At 65.3% G+C, this 17,382-nt stretch carries 18 protein-coding genes; 13 read left to right on the top strand and 5 right to left on the bottom strand.

Annotation, left to right across the window (positions count from 1 at the left end):
* Nucleotides 1–5 precede the first annotated feature (5 nt).
* The 5 genes from AC50YA_RS13540 (at nt 6) to AC50YA_RS13520 (ending at nt 5,919) form a co-directional block, all read left to right on the top strand.
* Nucleotides 6–1,640, top strand: a complete 1,635-nt coding sequence (locus tag AC50YA_RS13540) for an AMP-binding protein (protein WP_494982787.1) — start codon at nt 6–8, stop codon at nt 1,638–1,640.
* Complete coding sequence (locus tag AC50YA_RS13535) at nt 1,637–2,836, top strand: acetyl-CoA C-acyltransferase (protein WP_494982786.1); 1,200 nt, start codon at nt 1,637–1,639, stop codon at nt 2,834–2,836. Before AC50YA_RS13540 ends, AC50YA_RS13535 begins: the two co-directional genes overlap by 4 nt.
* Entirely contained in the window at nt 2,820–3,503 is a 684-nt protein-coding gene (locus tag AC50YA_RS13530; RefSeq protein WP_494982785.1) for a TetR/AcrR family transcriptional regulator, read from the top strand. Before AC50YA_RS13535 ends, AC50YA_RS13530 begins: the two co-directional genes overlap by 17 nt.
* A gap of 80 nt (nt 3,504–3,583) precedes the next feature.
* Entirely contained in the window at nt 3,584–4,441 is an 858-nt protein-coding gene (locus tag AC50YA_RS13525) for a helix-turn-helix transcriptional regulator (RefSeq protein WP_494982784.1), read from the top strand.
* A 119-nt stretch (nt 4,442–4,560) separates the two neighbouring features.
* Entirely contained in the window at nt 4,561–5,919 is a 1,359-nt protein-coding gene (locus AC50YA_RS13520; RefSeq protein ID WP_494982783.1) for an MFS transporter, read from the top strand.
* A gap of 44 nt (nt 5,920–5,963) precedes the next feature.
* Here AC50YA_RS13520 and AC50YA_RS13515 read toward each other — a convergent pair whose 3' ends face one another.
* From AC50YA_RS13515 to AC50YA_RS13500, 4 genes are all read right to left on the bottom strand, one after another.
* Nucleotides 5,964–6,116 (bottom strand): hypothetical protein, encoded by a 153-nt coding sequence (locus AC50YA_RS13515; RefSeq protein WP_494982782.1) that lies wholly within the window; start codon nt 6,114–6,116, stop codon nt 5,964–5,966.
* A gap of 293 nt (nt 6,117–6,409) precedes the next feature.
* Entirely contained in the window at nt 6,410–6,580 is a 171-nt protein-coding gene (locus tag AC50YA_RS13510; RefSeq protein WP_494982781.1) for a UTRA domain-containing protein, read from the bottom strand.
* 193 nt (nt 6,581–6,773) lie between these two features.
* Nucleotides 6,774–6,908, bottom strand: coding sequence for a hypothetical protein (locus AC50YA_RS13505; RefSeq protein WP_494982780.1), 135 nt, complete (start codon nt 6,906–6,908; stop codon nt 6,774–6,776).
* A 27-nt stretch (nt 6,909–6,935) separates the two neighbouring features.
* A complete protein-coding gene (locus tag AC50YA_RS13500) occupies nt 6,936–7,160 on the bottom strand; it encodes a GntR family transcriptional regulator (RefSeq protein WP_494982779.1) in 225 nt (74 codons plus the stop codon).
* Between the two features lie 96 nt (nt 7,161–7,256).
* On the opposite strand from AC50YA_RS13500, the gene AC50YA_RS13495 reads away from it, so the two are divergent.
* Both AC50YA_RS13495 and AC50YA_RS13490 read left to right on the top strand, forming a co-directional pair.
* Nucleotides 7,257–7,727, top strand: a complete 471-nt coding sequence (locus AC50YA_RS13495) for a hypothetical protein (protein WP_494982778.1) — start codon at nt 7,257–7,259, stop codon at nt 7,725–7,727.
* A gap of 148 nt (nt 7,728–7,875) precedes the next feature.
* Nucleotides 7,876–8,982 (top strand): type I restriction endonuclease, encoded by a 1,107-nt coding sequence (locus AC50YA_RS13490; RefSeq protein WP_494982777.1) that lies wholly within the window; start codon nt 7,876–7,878, stop codon nt 8,980–8,982.
* Between the two features lie 86 nt (nt 8,983–9,068).
* On the opposite strand, the gene AC50YA_RS13485 is transcribed toward AC50YA_RS13490, so the two are convergent.
* Nucleotides 9,069–10,418 (bottom strand): MFS transporter, encoded by a 1,350-nt coding sequence (locus AC50YA_RS13485; RefSeq protein WP_494982776.1) that lies wholly within the window; start codon nt 10,416–10,418, stop codon nt 9,069–9,071.
* A 215-nt stretch (nt 10,419–10,633) separates the two neighbouring features.
* On the opposite strand from AC50YA_RS13485, the gene AC50YA_RS13480 reads away from it, so the two are divergent.
* From AC50YA_RS13480 to AC50YA_RS13455, 6 genes are all read left to right on the top strand, one after another.
* Nucleotides 10,634–11,365 (top strand): GntR family transcriptional regulator, encoded by a 732-nt coding sequence (locus AC50YA_RS13480; protein WP_494982775.1) that lies wholly within the window; start codon nt 10,634–10,636, stop codon nt 11,363–11,365.
* Nucleotides 11,366–11,501: 136 nt separating this feature from the next.
* Complete coding sequence (locus AC50YA_RS13475) at nt 11,502–12,848, top strand: enolase C-terminal domain-like protein (RefSeq protein ID WP_494982774.1); 1,347 nt, start codon at nt 11,502–11,504, stop codon at nt 12,846–12,848.
* The gene (locus AC50YA_RS13470; RefSeq protein WP_494982773.1) at nt 12,845–14,332 is read left to right on the top strand and encodes an aldehyde dehydrogenase (NADP(+)); all 1,488 of its coding nucleotides are present in this window, start codon (nt 12,845–12,847) and stop codon (nt 14,330–14,332) included. The genes AC50YA_RS13475 and AC50YA_RS13470 overlap by 4 nt, the downstream gene beginning before the upstream one ends.
* Nucleotides 14,329–15,534 carry a fumarylacetoacetate hydrolase family protein gene (locus tag AC50YA_RS13465; RefSeq protein WP_494982772.1) on the top strand — a complete coding sequence of 402 codons (1,206 nt, stop codon included), beginning with the start codon at nt 14,329–14,331 and terminating at the stop codon, nt 15,532–15,534. The genes AC50YA_RS13470 and AC50YA_RS13465 overlap by 4 nt, the downstream gene beginning before the upstream one ends.
* The gene (locus tag AC50YA_RS13460; RefSeq protein ID WP_494982771.1) at nt 15,531–16,373 is read left to right on the top strand and encodes a fumarylacetoacetate hydrolase family protein; all 843 of its coding nucleotides are present in this window, start codon (nt 15,531–15,533) and stop codon (nt 16,371–16,373) included. The genes AC50YA_RS13465 and AC50YA_RS13460 overlap by 4 nt, the downstream gene beginning before the upstream one ends.
* A complete protein-coding gene (locus tag AC50YA_RS13455; protein ID WP_494982770.1) occupies nt 16,370–17,137 on the top strand; it encodes an SDR family NAD(P)-dependent oxidoreductase in 768 nt (255 codons plus the stop codon). The genes AC50YA_RS13460 and AC50YA_RS13455 overlap by 4 nt, the downstream gene beginning before the upstream one ends.
* The last annotated feature ends 245 nt before the right edge of the window (nt 17,138–17,382 follow it).

Below are 17,382 nucleotides of genomic sequence, written 5' to 3'. Positions count from 1 at the left end.
TCGCCATGACCACAATTGAGCTCCCCAATGAAACCCCGCTAAGCCCTCTGCGGTTCCTGCAACGCTCCGCTGAGGTATTCGGGCAAAAGACGGCAATCATCCACGGTGAGCGCTCCTACACCTACCGGGACTTCGCTGCCGAAGCCCAGCGGCTTGCCAAGGTGATCAAGAGCAGGATCCAGCCCGGGGATCGGGTCGCGTTCCTGTGCCCCAACGTGCCGGAACTGCTGATTGCCCACTATGCCGTCCCCCTCGCCGGGGGCGTCCTGGTGGCCCTGAACTCGCGGATGACCGCCCGGGAGCTTCAGTACATCCTGGAGCATTCCGAAGCCAGGCTGCTGTTTGCCGATTCCGAGCTCCTGGGCACCGTGGCCGGACTCGACCTGGAGCTGACGCAGCTGGCCGAGGTCGTCGAAGTGCCGGACAGCACCATCAGCTATCCGGAGGTCCCGGCGGGCGTGGCCACGACGCAGTATGTAGACTTCCTCGCCGCACCGGGATGTGGGGACACGGATCTTCCGTGGGGTGTCCAGGACGAACGCACCCCCATCACCCTCAACTACACCTCCGGCACCACCGGCAAGCCCAAGGGCGTGCTGTACTCACACCGCGGGGCGTACCTGAACTCGCTCGGGGAAACCATCCACAATCAGTTCACCGGCGCCACGCGCTACCTCTGGACGCTTCCGATGTTCCACTGCAACGGCTGGTGCACCACCTGGGCCGTGACGGCGGTGGCGGGCGTCCACGTCTGCCTGCGCGCTGTGCGCGCGGACACGGTCTGGGACGCCATCGACACTCTCGGCGTCACCAACCTCTGCGGCGCCCCCACGGTGTGCAGCATCATTGCCGACGCACCCCAGGCCCACGAGCTGAAGGCCCCGCTGCGGATCACGACGGCGGGCGCGCCGCCGTCGCCCGCCATCATCACCTCACTGGAGTCCATCGGGATCAGCGTGGTCCACGTCTACGGCCTGACCGAGGTTTACGGGCCCTACACCATCTGCGAGTACCAGGCCGAGTGGGATGATCTTTCCACCCAGGACAGGGCCGTCAAGATCTCCCGCCAGGGGGTGGGGATGCTGCAGGCCGAGACGGCACGCATCGTGGACCTGGACATGAACGATGTCCCGGCCGACGGCGCGACCCTGGGCGAGATCGTGCTGCGCGGCAACAACGTGATGCTCGGCTACTTCAAGGATCCAGAGGCCACGGCCGATGCCTTCCGCGGCGGCTGGTTCCACACCGGGGACCTCGGCGTCATGCATCCGGACGGTTATATCCAGCTCAAGGACCGGGCCAAGGACATCATCATCTCCGGCGGCGAAAACATCTCCACCATTGAGGTCGAGCAAGCCATCATCAGCCACCCCGCGGTACTGAATGTCGCCGTGATCGGCGTCCCGAACGAAAAATGGGGCGAACGGCCGGTTGCCTTTGTCATCCGCAGCAGCACCAGCTCAGTCACGGCCGAGGAGATCCGCTTGCACGTCAAGGGCCTGCTCTCAGGATTTAAGGTTCCGGACCGGATCCTCTTCCCCGACGAACTCCCGCACAACTCCACCGGCAAGGTCCTGAAGTCGCGGCTACGCGCCCTGGACCTCAGCGCCCCAGCCCTCAGCAAGGAACCCACCAAATGAGTAGCCAGGACATAGTTGTTGTGGGCGCGGCCCGCACCCCTCAGGGAAAACTGATGGGGCAGCTGGCTTCAAGGAGCGCTGTGCAGCTTGGCGCCGCGGCCATCGCCGCGGCCCTGGAGCGCTCCGGGATCGGGCCAGCGGCCGTCGACGCGGTCATCGTGGGCCAGGTCCTGACGGCCGGCGCGGGCCAGAACCCCGCGCGCCAAAGCGCCGTCGCGGCAGGAATACCGCTCAGCGCCCCCGCCGTCACCGTGAACAAGGTCTGCCTCTCCGGGCTGAGTGCCATCATCCAGGGCGTCAGGCTGCTCAAATTGGGCGAGGCGGACGTAGTGGTCGCCGGCGGCCAGGAATCCATGAGCCAGGCACCGCACCTGCTCACCGGCTCGCGCGCCGGTTACCTCTACGGCGGCATCACGGCCGTGGATTCGGCCGGCCATGATGGGCTCACGGATGCCTTTGACCACGAGCTCATGGGGATTGCCACGGACCGCGCCAACGCGGAGCTTCAGCTCTCCCGCGAAGCGCAGGACAATATCGCGGCGCTGTCCCACCAGCGGGCGGCCGCGGCCCGGGCCGAGGGAAGATTCAGCGCCGAAATTGCCCCTGTTTCGGTGCCGCAGAAGCGCGGCGCGTCCGTGCTGGTAAGCGATGACGAGGGCGTCCGTCCGCAATCCACGCAGGAGGTGCTGGCCGGGCTGAAACCGGCCTTCACCGCGGCGGGAACAGTCACGGCCGGAAATGCTTCGCCGCTGAGCGACGGCGCCGCCGCCGTCGTGCTGGTGACCCGCGGATACGCCGATGCCCACGGGCTCGAGGTGCTGGCCGTCGTCGGGCCCGCCGGGCAGATCGCCGGGCCGGACACAACGCTCCCGGACAAGCCGGCACAGGCAATCACGGCGGCCCTGGCCCGCGCCGGCTGGACGGCCGGGGACCTTGACTTCGTGGAGATCAACGAGGCCTTCGCCTCGGTGGTGGCGCACTCCGCAGCGACCCTGGGGCTCGGTTTGGACAAGGTGAACGTCAACGGCGGGGCCATCGCCATTGGACATCCGATCGGCGCCTCCGGAGCGCGGCTGGTCGTCTCGGCCGTCCATGAGCTGATGCGGCGCGGCAGCGGCAAATCCGCCGTCGCGCTCTGTGGCGGCGGCGGACAGGGTGACGCGCTGCTACTGTACCGGGATGGCATCAGTGGCTAATTTCCGTTCCGGCGTGGCCGAGGCCGCGCTGGATCTGTTCACCGACAATGGCTACGACCCGACCAGCGTGGACGACATCGCCCTCGCTGCCGGAATCTCCCGCAGCACCTTCTTCCGTCAGTTCCGCGCCAAGGAAGACGTGATCTTTGCGGACCACGAAGCCCTGCTCGCTGAGCTGACGGTCTACCTGGCAGCGAGCCATCCCGATCCGTGGGAGGCTGTGTGCCAGGCCGCGGAGCTGGTCTTCGTGAAATTTTCCGAACACCGGAAACTGGCCCAGAAGCGCTACCACGTCGTGCAGGCGGTGCCCGCGCTCCGGGACCGGGAAACGATCATGGTCTCCCGCTATGAACGGCTTTTCTCGGACTATCTCCGCCGCGCTCTGCCAGGCATATCAACGCTGGATGCCATCCGGTTCGCCGCCGCAGTCACATCAACTCATAACTATGTGCTGCGCGAAATGATGCTGGATTCCCCCCGTGGCTCCCTCCAGAATCTGGAACACGAACTCCAGGCGGTGCGCCGCATCTTCGGGGTGCTGCCACCGGGGGACCCGGCATCCAAGCCAGCCGAGGATGACCTGGTAGTGGCCGTCTTTTCCCGCTCGACACCCACCGCAGAGATCGCGCGCCGCATCCAAAGCGAACTCGACGGACGCTCCGCCTAACCGAGACCCGCGCCCCGCCACCGTTCCGGAAAAGCGGCTGACATCAACCGGCTGTGTCCTCCGACCTGGGGAAGGACCCTATGATTGGCCGTGACAACGACGTGTACCGACCGAGTGATCGCGACCTGCTGAAGCGAGCGATCCGGGAGACCGCTGCCCGGACCGGCACCGGTGTGTTCTTCGCAGGCCTCGTGAACCGCACCGAGCTCACCATCACAGAGTTCTTCGGCACCATGACACACGGCCTGAAGAACCTCAGCGTGCAGCCCGGCGAGGGAGTCGGGGGCAGGGCCCTCTCCCAGGCGCGCCCCATCGGGGTCGCCGATTACCTAGACTCCGACCGCATCACTCATCATCATGACGAAGCCGTGCGCATCGAGGGACTACGGACGATGGTCGCGCTCCCGATCCTCGTGGGCGGCCATGCCCGGTGCATCCTCTATGCGGCGACGCGCGAGCGCACGTCGATCGGCGAGTGGGTGGTCAACGAACTTAGCGCCGGCGCCTCGAGGATCTCGCGGGAGCTGACGATTCGCGACGAGGTCGACCATCGGGTCTCGATTCTCCGGGTCGTCGACAGCGTGGCCGCGGAGCCACCGGACCGTGACCTCGTCGAGGCCGTCCGGCTTGCGCATGCCGAACTGCTCTCCGTGGCACGCATCACGGATGATCCCGAGCTTGCCCGGCGCATCCTCGCCGTGACGGCACGGCTCGAGGGATCCGGCGGCGCGCCGGCCGGTTCACCGCGCTTCACGCGGCGGGAGACGGATGTGCTCGCCCAGGTGGCGCTCGGCTGTTCCTATGCCGAAGCCGGAAAACGGCTGTCGCTCAAGGCGGTCACGGTGAAGAGCTACATGCAGTCGATCATGGCGAAGCTGGATGTGCACAGCCGTACGGAGGCCGTCGTGGTCGCGCGCAGGCTCCGCCTCTTGCCCTGACCCGCCGCGCGCGAAAGCACCTCCATCGGGAGGTAGTGGCGAACGCTCCACGCTGACACGATGACATCTTCGCGTCGACACAATATCGTCTCGAGGACCGATGTCAAAGGAGATATCGCATGATCGAAAGCACCGCAACAATCGCGGCCCGGACGGGCCCGCGCCGCACCTCGATGGCCCGGATCGCCGTCGCCAGCTCGATGGGCAGCATCATCGAGTTTTATGACTTCCTCATCTACGGCACTGCAGCGGCCCTCGTCTTCCCTCAGGTGTTCTTCCCGGCGCTCGGCCCGGCCGCCGGTACCCTCGCCGCCTTCGGGACCTTCGCCGTCGCCTTCGTCTCGCGCCCCCTCGGGGCCGTCCTGTTCGGCCACTTCGGGGACAGGCTGGGGCGCAAGAAGACGCTCGTCAGCACGCTGCTGATCATGGGCGCCGCCACGGTCACGATAGGGCTGCTTCCCGACGCCAGTGTGATCGGCGTTGCCGCACCAATCATCCTCGTTGTTCTCCGTTTCCTTCAAGGATTCGCCGTCGGCGGCGAATGGGCCGGAGCGGCGCTCCTCGCCGCTGAGTACGCCCCGCCCAAGCGCCGGGGCCTCTTCGCGGCCTTCCCGCAGCTGGGCCCCTCGCTCGGCTTCGCCCTCGCAAGCGCGACCTTCCTGATCATCAACCTGACGCTGGGCGACAAGTCGGAGGCCTTCCTAACTTTCGGCTGGCGCATTCCGTTCATCGCCAGCGCTGCACTTGTCATCATCGGTCTCTACATCCGCCTCAAGATCGAAGAGACCCCGGTCTTCAAGGCGGACCGCGAGGCGGGCGTCGTCTCTATGGCTCCGCGCAAGCTGCCGGTGTGGGAGTCGGTGCGCAACCAACCGCGCCAGATCCTCCTGGGCGGGGCCTCCACCATGATGCTCTTCGCCTTCTTCTACATCGGCACGGCCTTCCTCAGCAGCTACGGCACCAACCCCGCGGGCCTGGGCCATAGCCGGCCAACCATCCTCTTTCTTGGAATTGTCGGCGCAATGTTCTTTGCAGCCGGCACTTTGGTGAGCGCCGTCCTTTCGGATCGGATCGGCCGCCGAATTGTGATCGTCACTTCCTGCATCGTGGCGATCCCCTGGGCGCTCCTGCTCTTTCCGATCCTTGACATCGGCACGACCTGGTCATTCGCAATCGGACTGTCGGGCACGCTTCTCATCGTCGCCGGAGTCTACGGTCCTGTCGGTGCGTTCCTGCCGGAGCTCTTCGCCACCCGCTACCGTTACACAGGCGCCGGAATGGCCTACAACCTCGGAGCGCTGGTGGGCGGTGGCATCACCCCGCTGGTAGCGGCGTCGCTTGGTGCCAGTCTGGGGAGTTACTCCATCGGCTTGCTTCTCGCTGGAGTAAGCCTGGTGAGCCTGCTCGCCACCTTCGGCCTCCCTGAAACCCGAGGCATCGATCTCGATGCCGTGTCCGGAACCACAGCCGTGCGGTGACCAGCCGGTCACCCGGATCGACGTTGACGAACGCCTCGTCAACGTCACAGTTCGAAGTCCTCACATTCGGCGCCCCGGACGGGTCCCTCGTAGCCGAGGGTCAGTTGGCGGACGGCTCTGCTCCTTGCCTGTTCAGGATCGTGCCTGAGGAAGCAGTCGGCGCCGGGGTCGGTGTGGATCTCGCCGTTGGCGGGCATGTTCCATGTTTGATTTCACTCAAACAGTGAAGATGATGGCGGGCTTCCGGTGGGGGTCAAACCTGCAATCAAACCGACGCATCCCCTGTGATGTTGTCCGGTGAAGGACTCGTCGGCTCCCACCGGAGCCTTCCCGTATGGTCTGGAAGACCGACCGGGCGGGGACGTGACTTCGTGGGACCCTGCCTGAGGTGTACTACTGATGTGAGACTCCTCTGAACGACGGTCTGCTCGGTGGTCGGTGGTTGAGCTTGTCGAAACCAGGTCTCGATGACAAGCTCAACCACCAGAGACTATCGGTTGGACGCGAAGACGTACTTGAAGTCATCGGCGCGGTGGATGGCCCGGCGCCATCCGCCCGGGCGGCCGTCACGGGTGAGCAGGAGAGTCTCAACTACGAGGATCGGCTCCCCCTCGCTCAGATCCAGGGCGCCGGCGTCGTCCCCTTTTGCCCCGGATGCCACACGTGGTGCTCCGAGCGGGTGAGGTCGATGCCGCACCTTCGTTCGAGGAGCTCGAACGCGGAGCCCGAGTCCTCAAGCTCATGGCTTGTGGGCTCGAAATCCGGCGGGCTGCACAGGAAAACCCGTGAGCTGACCAGTTTTTCGTCCTTCACTGCGATGACGCGGCTACAGGTGAGAACCTTTCCCGAAGCGCTCAGCCCAGGCTCTTACGCACTTCGGCGGGCGGAACCACACGGTTTACCCCGTGCACTGTGGCGTCGGGCGACAGCCCCTGCTCGCGCAGGTAACCCATGAGGCCGCCGAGCTGCAGGGTCGCGGGCCGTTGCATGTCCAGGCCCTGCACGGGGAAGGTTCCCTAGGCCCGTTCCCGGTACACGTAGCCCTCGTCGACGAGCTCCTTAAGCGCCTGGCGCACGGGAGCACAGCTGACGTGGACGCGCGTGATGAGCGCTTCGTCAGTCATTGCGAGGCCGTCCGTACCCGCCCCGGCGCGCATTTCGTCGATCAGGATCTGTTTGATCTGGCGGTACAGGGGGACCCTGATGCCCGATCGAGAGTCGCAGAAGTCATAAGCATCCACTTATGCCGTTCTTTATAACAAAGCCCCGGAACGCCGCCGGTCGCCGCGACGGGCGGCGACGTTCCGCCGTCGCGCGGCACGTGGAAGAATTCCGGTATGACTATCGATAATGATGCTGCCAACACTCCGGCGCTAACGGACTCACACGGCACAGACGCCTCGATCGAAGCCAGCCGTGCATGGGACCACATCGGGGCCATCATTGTCGATGCCACACTGCAGCGCCGGCAGAACTACAACGAAACCGTCAAGCCGCGCGTTGTTGCCCTGGTTGAAGCATGGCCCGATGCCGCCACAACCAGTGGATTCCGGCGGCACCTCGATACGGGGAAGCTCTCGGAAGTCATCGACTGGCCGTCGCCGGGCCGGCTGGCCCAGATAGAGGACATCACGCGCGTGTTCGAGCGTGAGGGCATCGAAACGGTAACGGAACTCCGCGGCACGCTCGGGGACCACGCCAAGGGTGCCGCTCTTCGGGAAGCCCTTGCCCTCGTGCGGCATGTCAGTCCCAAAACGCTGGACTACATTGGCGTCCTGAGCGGGATCTCAACGCCTCAACCCGGGTAGACGCCGCCTGCTCACCCCGGCGAGCTGAACTCCACAGGCTTGCTAACGCGAGGAACACCTTGGTTGGCAAGCGGTTGGCTCGGGTCCATTGAGTTCTGACGTTCCTGCGCTACGGTAAGCAGCACCATCGGTTTTTCAAGGGGGAAAAATGGAGTTTGCAGAAAAGCTCTCGGCTTTGGCAGCAAAGGTGCGCCAGCAGCGAGGAGTAATCCAGACCGAAGAGGCAACAAAAAATGCGTTTGTGATGCCCTTCATTTCAACAATTCTTGGCTACGACGTCTTCAATCCAATGGAGGTCGTGCCCGAATTCATCGCGGATGTCGGCCTGAAAAAGGGCGAGAAGATCGACTACGCAATCGTCAAGGATGGCGAAGTCCAGATCCTCATCGAGTGCAAGAAGTCCACGGAGCCAGTGAAAATCGAGCACGCGTCGCAGCTCTTCCGCTACTTCGCCGTGACGAACGCGCGCATCGCGATCCTCACCAATGGCGAGGTGTACCAGTTCTTCACGGACCTCGATGCTCCGAACCGGATGGACGCGAAACCCTTCCTGGTCCTGGACCTCACCGACATCGACGAGTCCCTGATCCCTGAGCTGCAGAAGCTGTCCAAGGACGTCTTTGACCTCGACTCGATCATCAACGCCGCCGGTGAACTGAAGTACATCGGCGAGTTGAAACGGACCCTGGCAGCGCAGTTCAAGGAACCGGAGGACGAATGGATCAAATTCCTCACTGGCCGCGTCTATCCCGGCCCGTACACGCAGAAAGTGCGTGAACAGTTCACGGCCCTGGTGACCAAAGCGTCCAAGCAGTTCCTCAACGACCAGGTGAACGAGCGGCTGAAGAAAGCCCTCGGCGCCCCCGGTTTCCCGCAGACTGACGACGCGGCCGCAAGTGTCACGAGCGCACCCGTGGCCGAAGCCGACCTTGCCGAAGCTGACGCCCTGGAGACGACACTCGAGGAGATCGAGGGCTACCAGATCGTCCGCGCCATCGTCTGCAGCGAGGTCAAGCCCGCCCGCGTAGTCCAGCGCGATGCCAAGTCCTACTTCGCCGTGCTGCTGGACGATAACAACCGCAAACCGATCGCGCGCCTGCATTTCAACCGGACGCAGAAATACATCGGGATCTTCGACGACAACAAGGAAGAAACCCGCGTCCCTATTGCCTCCCTCGAGGAGATCTACCAGCACACCGAAGCTCTTCGCGCCAGCGTGAAGAGCTACCTGAGCGCGTCGCCCTCAATCAACTAAGGGACAACGCGACGCTTCGCTAAACAGGAGAAGCGGACGACGGCGGGACCTCCCGCCGTCGTCCGCTTGCGTTTGGTGCCGCTCGTCTACGCCGCGGCGGAAGCGGGAACCTTCAGTGGCTCGACCTTGCCCAGGACGAACAGGTAGTTCGCTGCACCGGCCAGCGAAACCAATCCGATGACCGCGAGCGGCGCCACGTAGGATCCTGTCTGGTCCACCAGGACACCGATCAGGACCGGCGTGAAGATGCCTGCCAGGTTGGAGGCGAAGTTCTGGAGCCCGCCAATGGATCCCACGTGGCGGGAGCTCGGGGCAACGTCCGCAGGGAGTGACCAGATGCCGGTAGCGGCTACGGTGAGGCTGGAGTAAGCCACCGACAGGAGGGCAAGTGCCATCCATGCCTCCGGTGCAAGTGCGGCGAACATGATGACCGAGCCGCCGATCAGGCCGCCGGAGATGGCGGTCTTGCGGACCCGCGTTACAGAGACGCCGCGCTGGACGGCCCTGTCGGCAACGTAGCCGGCCAGCCAGCCGAAGGCCACCGCGCAGATGCCCGGGATGGCACCGAAGAGGCCGAGTTTGAGCAGGTCGAAGCCGCGTTCCTTCACGAGGTAGCTCGGGAAGAAGGTGATGAAGAAATAGATGGCGCTGTTCAGGCAGAAGAAGCCGAACATCATGCTGAGGATGGTGCGGTACTTGAAGAGTGAGCGCCAGGGAAGCTTCGCTGCGTCGGCGTCGTCGTTCGCTGCGCTCCGGGCACCGCCTTCCCGGATGTAGGCCCGCTCCTCGTCATTGGCCGTGGGGTGATCCTCGGGGCTGCGGTACATCTTCCACCACACGACAGCCCAGATAAGGCCGGCCACGCCGATGATGATGAAGACCGCGTGCCAGGACGTGAAGGCGACGATCAACGTGACGATCGGCAGCGCGATGACCGCACCCACACGGGAGCCTGAATCCCAGATGCTGGTGGCAAAGGCCCGTTCGCGGACCGGGAACCAGGTGGCCACCACTTTGGCGGCGGTGCTGGGGGCCGGGCTTTCACCGACACCGAGCAGGAACCGCGTGGCGAACAGCGACCAGAAATTCTGCGCGAAGGCAGTGAGCATCGTGAAGACGGACCACCAAACGGCCGCCAGGGTGAAGGATTTTCGGGGCCCAACCTTGTCGACGTACCACCCGGCAGCCAGCTGGCAGAAGTCATACGCCCAAAAGAAGGCGGCGAAGATGAGACCCTGCTGGGTGGCCGAGAGCTCAAAATCCTTACCCATGAACGGCAGGGCCACGCTGAGGCTGGAGCGGTCAAGGTAGTTAATGCTGAGCCCCACGAAAGCGAGCCAGATGATGACCCAGCGCTTGCGGGTCATGGTGCGGGGAGCCTTGGAGGGAAGATCGGGGGAAGAATTGGGGGCGAGCCTGCTGCCTAGGACAGTCATACCGTCTCCTTTGACGTAAAGGTGGCTTTCGGGTGCCTGGACACCGGGGGAAGACGCCGAGATTTACGGCGTAAAATCATGTAGGAATCGGAATAATCATATAGTTAATGTGATCCAGAGCAACTTTTGGCAGAAAACGCCCCGCCCCGGCCGCTCCCACCCGTGCAATATGATTCCCACAGCGACTCCACCAACCAGCACAAAGAGGTAACCGCGTGCCCACACGTCAATCATCCGATGCATCCAAAGGCAAGGCAGCCGTCAGTGACGTCTACGCCGCCATGCGGGCCTCCATCCTCAAAGGCGAAATTGCACCCGGCGCACGGATCAATATTGATGCGGTCTCCCGCAGCCTAGGCGTCTCACAGACGCCGGTCCGCGAAGTTCTGCAACGGCTGGAGGGTGACAACCTGGTGGTCTACAGTCCCGGCCGAGGATACAGCACCACGCCGCTGCTGGACCTGCCCGCGCTGCGATCGCTCTTTGAGTTCCGGCTGCTGGTGGAACCGTGGGCCGCCCGGTCCGCGGCCGTGGACCGCCTCGCCAACCCCGCCGAGGCCCTGGAGAAGGAACTGTCGGCCATCCGCACTTCCATGAAGACCACCAGCGGCGACGCCCGGCAGGACCTAGTGGCCCATGACACCCGCTTCCACGACACCATCCTGCTGGCAGCGGGGAACACGGTGGTCCAGCACGCCTTCGCCCAGACCCACTGTCACCTGCACACCTTCCGCCTCTACCCGGCGGACATCGACGGCGCCATCACCATCGCCGAGCACGCCACCGTGCGGGAGGCCATCGCCGCCTGCCTGCCCGACCGCGCCGAGGAGGCGATGGCCGAGCACATCAGGAATTCCTTCGCCCGGTTCGCCAAGGCCTTCGAAGGCAAGGCCGACCTCTCCCCACTGGAGAGCGATGGACCCCCAAGAAGGCATATCGTCAACTGAAATCGAAGCTCCGGCCTGCTGGCCGGGGCTTCTTTTTTCACCGGCACTTGATCTGCATCACCGTTCCTATATGATTATGAGAATTCATATAGGAATCGTGTCCACGAATTGAATTGACCAGAGAGAGAAGAAACCCATGACCTCCATCATTTCCATCCACACCCAAGACGTGCGGTTCCCCACGTCCCTGGAGCTCGACGGTTCCGACGCGGTCAACGTTGACCCGGACTACTCCGCTGCATACGTCGTCATCCGCACCGACGCGGGCGACGAAGGCCACGGCTTTGTTTTCACCTGCGGACGCGGCAACGAAATCCTCACCCACGCCATTGACGCGTACGCCGGCCTGCTCCTGGGCCGGGACATCGATGAACTGATCTACGACCTCGGTGGCGCGTCGAAGCGGCTCATCCACGATTCCCAGCTGCGCTGGCTCGGCCCGGAGAAGGGCGTCACGCAGATGGCGGCCGGGGCCCTCGTCAGCGCAATCTGGGACATCCGCGCCAGGCGCGAGAACAAGCCCCTGTGGCTCCTGCTCAGCGAGATGCCCGCCGAAGAAATCGTCGACGTCGTTGATTTCACACACATCCGGGACGCGCTGAACCCCCAGCAGGCGCTGGACATCCTGCGGGCCGGCGAAGAGGGAAAAGCCGCCCGGATCGCCGCCCTGAAGGTGGACGGCTACCCCGCCTACACCACCTCGCCGGGCTGGCTGGGCTACAGCGACGAGAAGCTCGTCCGGCTGAGCAGGGAAGCCGCCGCGGACGGCTTCTCCATGATCAAGCTGAAGGTGGGCGGCGACATCAATGACGACCGCCGCCGCATGGCCCTGGCCCGCCAGGCCGTGGGTGACCTCCCGATCGCCATCGACGCCAACCAGCGGTGGGAAGTGTCCGAGGCCATCGAGTGGGTCAACCAGCTCTCCGAGTTCAACCCGTACTGGATCGAAGAACCCACCAGCACGGACGACATCCTGGGCCACGCGGAGATCCGGAAGGGCGTTGCCCCTGTCCGTGTCGCCACCGGCGAGGCCGTCGCCAGCCGCATCGTGTTCAAGCAGCTGCTGCAGGCCGGTTCCATCGACGTTCTCCAGCTGGATTCCACCCGCGTGGGCGGCGTGAACGAGAACATCGCCAACCTCCTGCTCGCGGCCCGCTTCAACGTACCGGTTTGCCCGCACGCCGGCGGCGTGGGGCTGTGCGAACTCGTCCAGCACTTCTCCTTCTTCGACTACGCGGCCATCACCGGCAGCCAGGACGGCCGGATGATCGAGTACGTTGACCACCTGCACGAGCACTTCGCCGAGCCGGTCCGCATCGTCAACGGCCGCTATGCCGCCCCGGAACTCCCGGGCACCGGCGCCGAAATGCTCAGCGCCTCGCGGGCCCGCTGGGAGTTCCCCGCCGGGGCCGGATGGCTCGAAGTGGGCGACCGCGCCGCGGTTACCGGCGCCTCCGTGACGGGAGCCGGTGCGCTCCGATGACAACCACGGTCCATGACCTCAACACGAGTGTCGACGCCGCCCACGCCGCCTTCGAAAAGGGCCGTGCCGCGGACCCCGGCACCCGAGCATCCTGGCTGGAAGCGATAGCAGCCGCACTGGAGAACGACGCCGATGCGCTGGTGGAACTCGCCGCCCAGGAAACCCACCTGGGCGAGCCACGGCTCCGGGGCGAGCTGAAACGCACGGTCTTCCAGCTCAGGCTCTTCGCCACGGAGGTCCGCGATGGTGAGCACTTCGACGCCACCATCGACCATGTGGACGCGGACTGGGGCATGGGCCCGCGGCCGGACCTGCGCCGGCTCAACGTGCCCATCGGCGTCGTGGGCGTCTTCGGAGCCTCCAACTTTCCCTTCGCCTTCAGCGTGATGGGGGGCGACAGCGCCTCGGCGCTGGCCGCCGGCTGCGCCGTGGTGCACAAGGCACACGACGGGCACCGGAACCTCGCGCTCCGCACCGCCGAGACGGTCATCGCCGCATTGGATGCCGCCGGGGCACCTTCCGGACTGTTCTCGCTCGTCACCGGCCGGCCTGCCGCGGAGGCCCTGGTGGACCATCCTGCGGTGAAGGCGATCGGGTTCACGGGTTCGACGGCGGGCGGCCGGGCACTGTTCAACCGTGCCGCCGCCCGGCCCGAACCGATTCCCTTCTTCGGCGAACTGGGCGGCATCAACGCCGTGTTCGTCACCGAGAACGCCTGGGCGGCGCGGCGCGACGAAATCCTCAGCGGATACGCCGCTTCATTCACTATGGGAATGGGCCAGTTCTGCACCAAGCCGGGGTTGCTGTTTGTTCCGGGCGGACAAGCCGACGGCGTCCGGCAGGTTCTCAGCGCCGCGCTGGCGGACTTTGCCGCCGCAAGGCTGTTGAGCCCGCGGTTGCATGAGGGCTACCGGCAGTCTGTGCAGGATCTGCGGGGCACCACCGGCGTGGACGTCCTTGTGGAAGGAGACTTCGACGAGGCACCGGCGCCAACCGTGCTCCAGACGACATCCGCGGCCGTCCGCAGCGATCCGTCAATTCTGAGGCAGGAAATGTTCGGGCCCGCCAGCCTGGTGGTGGAATACGGCGACCAATCGGAACTCCTGGAACTCACGGGGCTTCTGGAGGGACAGCTGACCACCACGCTCCAGACGGAGCCGGATGATGATGTATCTGAACTCGCCGCACGGCTGACGGACATCAGCGGCCGGGTCCTCTGGAACGGCTGGCCCACGGGGGTCACGGTCAGCTACGCCCAGCACCACGGCGGACCGTACCCTGCCACAACATCGGCCACCACGTCTGTGGGAACGGCAGCGATCGGGCGTTTCCTCCGGCCGGTGGCGTACCAGTCGTTCCCGGAAGGGCGCCTGCCCGAACCTCTGCAGGACGCCAATCCCTGGCGCGTTCCGCAGCGAGTGGATGGCGTGTGGCAGCGGCCCACCCGGCAGGGACAACCTGCAGGAAGCGGGGTCCGGCCGTGAGCGCCGCATTGGACCTCGATGGAGCCTCGGTGCTCCCGGACGACGCGGCGCGGGCACTCCTGATCGGCCGCGTCTGGGATGTCGAAACCGGCGGGCCACGGGTGGTCGCCGTCCAGGAAGAGGACGTCTTCGACCTCCAGCATCTGGCCGGAACCGTCTCGGAACTCCTGGAACGGCCGGATCTTGTGGCCACCGTCCGCGCCGCCATGACGCTGCCGCGCTGGAAGACCAGCGAGATCGTCCACGCGTCCCTGACCCAGGACGCGGCCCGCCCGCATTTCCTGGCGCCCGTGGACCTTCAGGTCATCAAGGCCTGCGGCGTGACGTTTGTGGACAGCATGATCGAACGGGTCATCGAGGAACGCTGCGGCGGAGACGCGAGCCGGGCGGCGGAGATGCGGGAGCTGGTGGGCCGTGCCCTCGGCGGCAGCATCAGCTCCATCCGGCCAGGCTCCCCGGCGGCAGCCGAGGCCAAGAAGGTGCTCATCGCCGAGGGGCTCTGGTCACAGTACCTGGAGGTGGGGATCGGGCCGGACCCCGAGGTCTTCACGAAGGCCCCGGTGCTCTCCTCGGTCGGGCTGGGCGCGGGGGTCGGGATCCCTGCGTTCTCCTCGTGGAACAACCCGGAACCGGAACTGGTGCTTATTGCCACCTCGGCCGGCACCGTTGTGGGCGCAACCCTGGGCAACGACGTGAACCTCCGCGATGTGGAGGGCCGGAGTGCCCTGCTGCTTGGGAAGGCGAAGGACAACAACGCGTCCAGCGCCTTGGGTCCTTTGATCCGGTTGTTCGACGACGGCTTCACCCTGGAGACGCTGCGCCAGGAGGAAATCCTGGTGCGGGTCGAAGGCCAGGACGGCTACTCGCTGGAGGGACGCAATTCCGTATCGCGGATCAGCCGTCCGTTCGAAGAGCTCGTTGCCGCGACGGTTGGAAAGCACCACCAGTACCCGGACGGGTTTGCACTGTTCACCGGCACTCTCTTCGCGCCGACCCAGGACAGGGACCATCCGGGACAGGGGTTCACGCACCACATGGGCGACACCGTGACCATCCGCAGCCGCCACCTCGGCGCCCTCGTGAACGTCGTGGGGGCGGCGGAAGAACTGCCGGAATGGTCGTTTGGCCTGCGGCAGCTGTTCGGCTATCTTCATGACCAACGCGAAGTCCTCGAATCAAGCCGTAAGGAATATGCCTCATGAAGTTCGCCCAGATTGGCGCCCCGGGCGCCGAACAACCCGTTCTGATCCACGGGGACCGGCACTACTCGCTCCAGAGCATCACACCTGCCATCAATGGTGACTTTCTGTCCAACGGTGGCCCCGCAGCTGCCGCCGCCGCACTGGCTGCAGGAACGCTGCCGGATGTCACCTCCGGGGATGTCCGCTACGGCGCCCCCGTGGTGCGCCCGTCCGCCGTCGTCTGCGTTGGCCTGAACTATGCTGCCCACGCAGCGGAATCAGGCGCCCAGCCGCCTGAACATCCGGTCATCTTCCTCAAGACGCCCAATACCGTCGGCGGTCCGGACGATGCCGTGGCCATCCCCCGGGGATCCACCAAGACTGACTGGGAGGTGGAGCTCGGGATCATCATCGGCAAACGCGCCTCCTACCTGGACTCCCCCGAAGCCGCCCGGGACCACATCGGCGGGTTTGTGGTGGTGGATGATCTCTCCGAGCGTGACTTCCAGTTGAACGTTTCCGGCGGCCAGTGGTCCAAGGGCAAGAGCTCACCGGGGTTTTGCCCCACAGGCCCCTACCTGGTCACCCCGGACGAGGTCGACGCCGGCAAGCTGCGGCTGCGCAGCTGGGTCAACGGCGAAGTCCGCCAGGATTCATCAACAGCGGACATGATCTTCGACGTCGGGACCATCGTCTGGAACCTGAGCCAGTACATGGTCCTCGAGCCCGGCGACCTCATCTGCACCGGCACCCCCGAAGGAGTCGCGCTGTCCGGGCGGTTCCCGTACCTGAAGGCCGGCGACGTTGTGGAAACCGAGATTGAAGGGCTGGGGCGCCAGCGCCATGAATTCATCGCATGAACGGAGACCCAACCATGGAGTTTGAAGGCATCTGTGCCATCGTCACCGGCGGGGCTTCCGGGATCGGAGCGGCCACCACGGCGCACCTGATCCGGCGCGGAGCGAGGGTGGCGGTACTGGATCTGAACCCGGACGCAGCGTCCGAATCGGCGCTGTCGATCAGATGCGACGTGGCCGATGACGCTTCGGTGCGTGCCGCCGTCGAACGCGTTGCCCGGGAATTCGGCGGAATCGACGTCGTGGTCAACAACGCGGGGATAGGCGCCCAGGGCACCGTTGCGGATAACGACGACGACGAGTGGCAGCGCGTCCTCGACGTCAACGTGATCGGCGCGGTGCGGGTGAGCCGTGCAGCCTTGCCATATCTCCGCCAGTCCTCCGCCGCCGCGATCGTCAACACGTCCTCCATCGCTGCCACGGCCGGACTGCCCGCCCGGGCACTCTACGCGGCCAGCAAGGGCGCCATCCGGGCGCTGACGTTCAGCATGGCGGCCGATCACATCCGCGAAGGCATCCGGGTCAACTGCGTCAACCCCGGCACGGCTGACACGCCCTGGATCAACCGGCTGCTGAGCCAGGCGGATGACCCGGTAGCGGAACGCGCGGCGCTGGAAGCCCGCCAGCCGCACGGCCGGCTGGTCACGCCGGAAGAGGTTGCAGCGGCGGTTGCGTACCTGGCCAGTCCGCTGGCCGGTTCGACGACGGGCACTGAACTGGCGGTCGACGGCGGCATGCAGGCGGTGCGCCTGCGTCCCGTCGAGTAGCGTCCCGCCGGGGTAACGCCCCGTCGCAGTAAGAAGCCACGAGGCGCCGTCGTGTCCTGATTGATCAGGACGCGACGGCGCCTCTGGCGTGTCCGGACGCACCGCGCAGCCCCCTACCGGCGAGCGCGCACGGGAGCAATTCAGGAGGGGCTTGACCTGGGTCACATCCCCTATATGATAGTGCGTATTCCTATATGATCTTCGACGGCGAACCACCGGGATCCCCGGACTCCGTCACCCCGCAT

The sequence above is a fragment of the Pseudarthrobacter sp. RHLT3-21 genome (assembly GCF_059383495.1).
Note: the sequence above shows the minus strand (reverse complement) of the source record. Positions and strands in the feature narration are given on the sequence as shown.

Bases quoted from the DNA above. Each gene is read 5' to 3' on its own strand.
- AC50YA_RS13515 (WP_494982782.1), bottom strand. From the start codon at position 6,116: ATGCCCGCCAACGGCGAGATCCACACCGACCCCGGCGCCGACTGCTTC.
- AC50YA_RS13485 (WP_494982776.1), bottom strand. From the start codon at position 10,418: ATGACTGTCCTAGGCAGCAGGCTCGCCCCCAATTCTTCCCCCGATCTT.
- AC50YA_RS13530 (WP_494982785.1), top strand. From the start codon at position 2,820: ATGGCATCAGTGGCTAATTTCCGTTCCGGCGTGGCCGAGGCCGCGCTG.
- AC50YA_RS13540 (WP_494982787.1), top strand. From the start codon at position 6: ATGACCACAATTGAGCTCCCCAATGAAACCCCGCTAAGCCCTCTGCGG.
- AC50YA_RS13470 (WP_494982773.1), top strand. From the start codon at position 12,845: ATGACAACCACGGTCCATGACCTCAACACGAGTGTCGACGCCGCCCAC.
- AC50YA_RS13520 (WP_494982783.1), top strand. From the start codon at position 4,561: ATGATCGAAAGCACCGCAACAATCGCGGCCCGGACGGGCCCGCGCCGC.
- AC50YA_RS13475 (WP_494982774.1), top strand. From the start codon at position 11,502: ATGACCTCCATCATTTCCATCCACACCCAAGACGTGCGGTTCCCCACG.
- AC50YA_RS13525 (WP_494982784.1), top strand. From the start codon at position 3,584: ATGATTGGCCGTGACAACGACGTGTACCGACCGAGTGATCGCGACCTG.
- AC50YA_RS13455 (WP_494982770.1), top strand. From the start codon at position 16,370: ATGAACGGAGACCCAACCATGGAGTTTGAAGGCATCTGTGCCATCGTC.
- AC50YA_RS13460 (WP_494982771.1), top strand. From the start codon at position 15,531: ATGAAGTTCGCCCAGATTGGCGCCCCGGGCGCCGAACAACCCGTTCTG.
- AC50YA_RS13535 (WP_494982786.1), top strand. From the start codon at position 1,637: ATGAGTAGCCAGGACATAGTTGTTGTGGGCGCGGCCCGCACCCCTCAG.
- AC50YA_RS13505 (WP_494982780.1), bottom strand. From the start codon at position 6,908: ATGCAACGGCCCGCGACCCTGCAGCTCGGCGGCCTCATGGGTTACCTG.
- AC50YA_RS13490 (WP_494982777.1), top strand. From the start codon at position 7,876: ATGGAGTTTGCAGAAAAGCTCTCGGCTTTGGCAGCAAAGGTGCGCCAG.
- AC50YA_RS13495 (WP_494982778.1), top strand. From the start codon at position 7,257: ATGACTATCGATAATGATGCTGCCAACACTCCGGCGCTAACGGACTCA.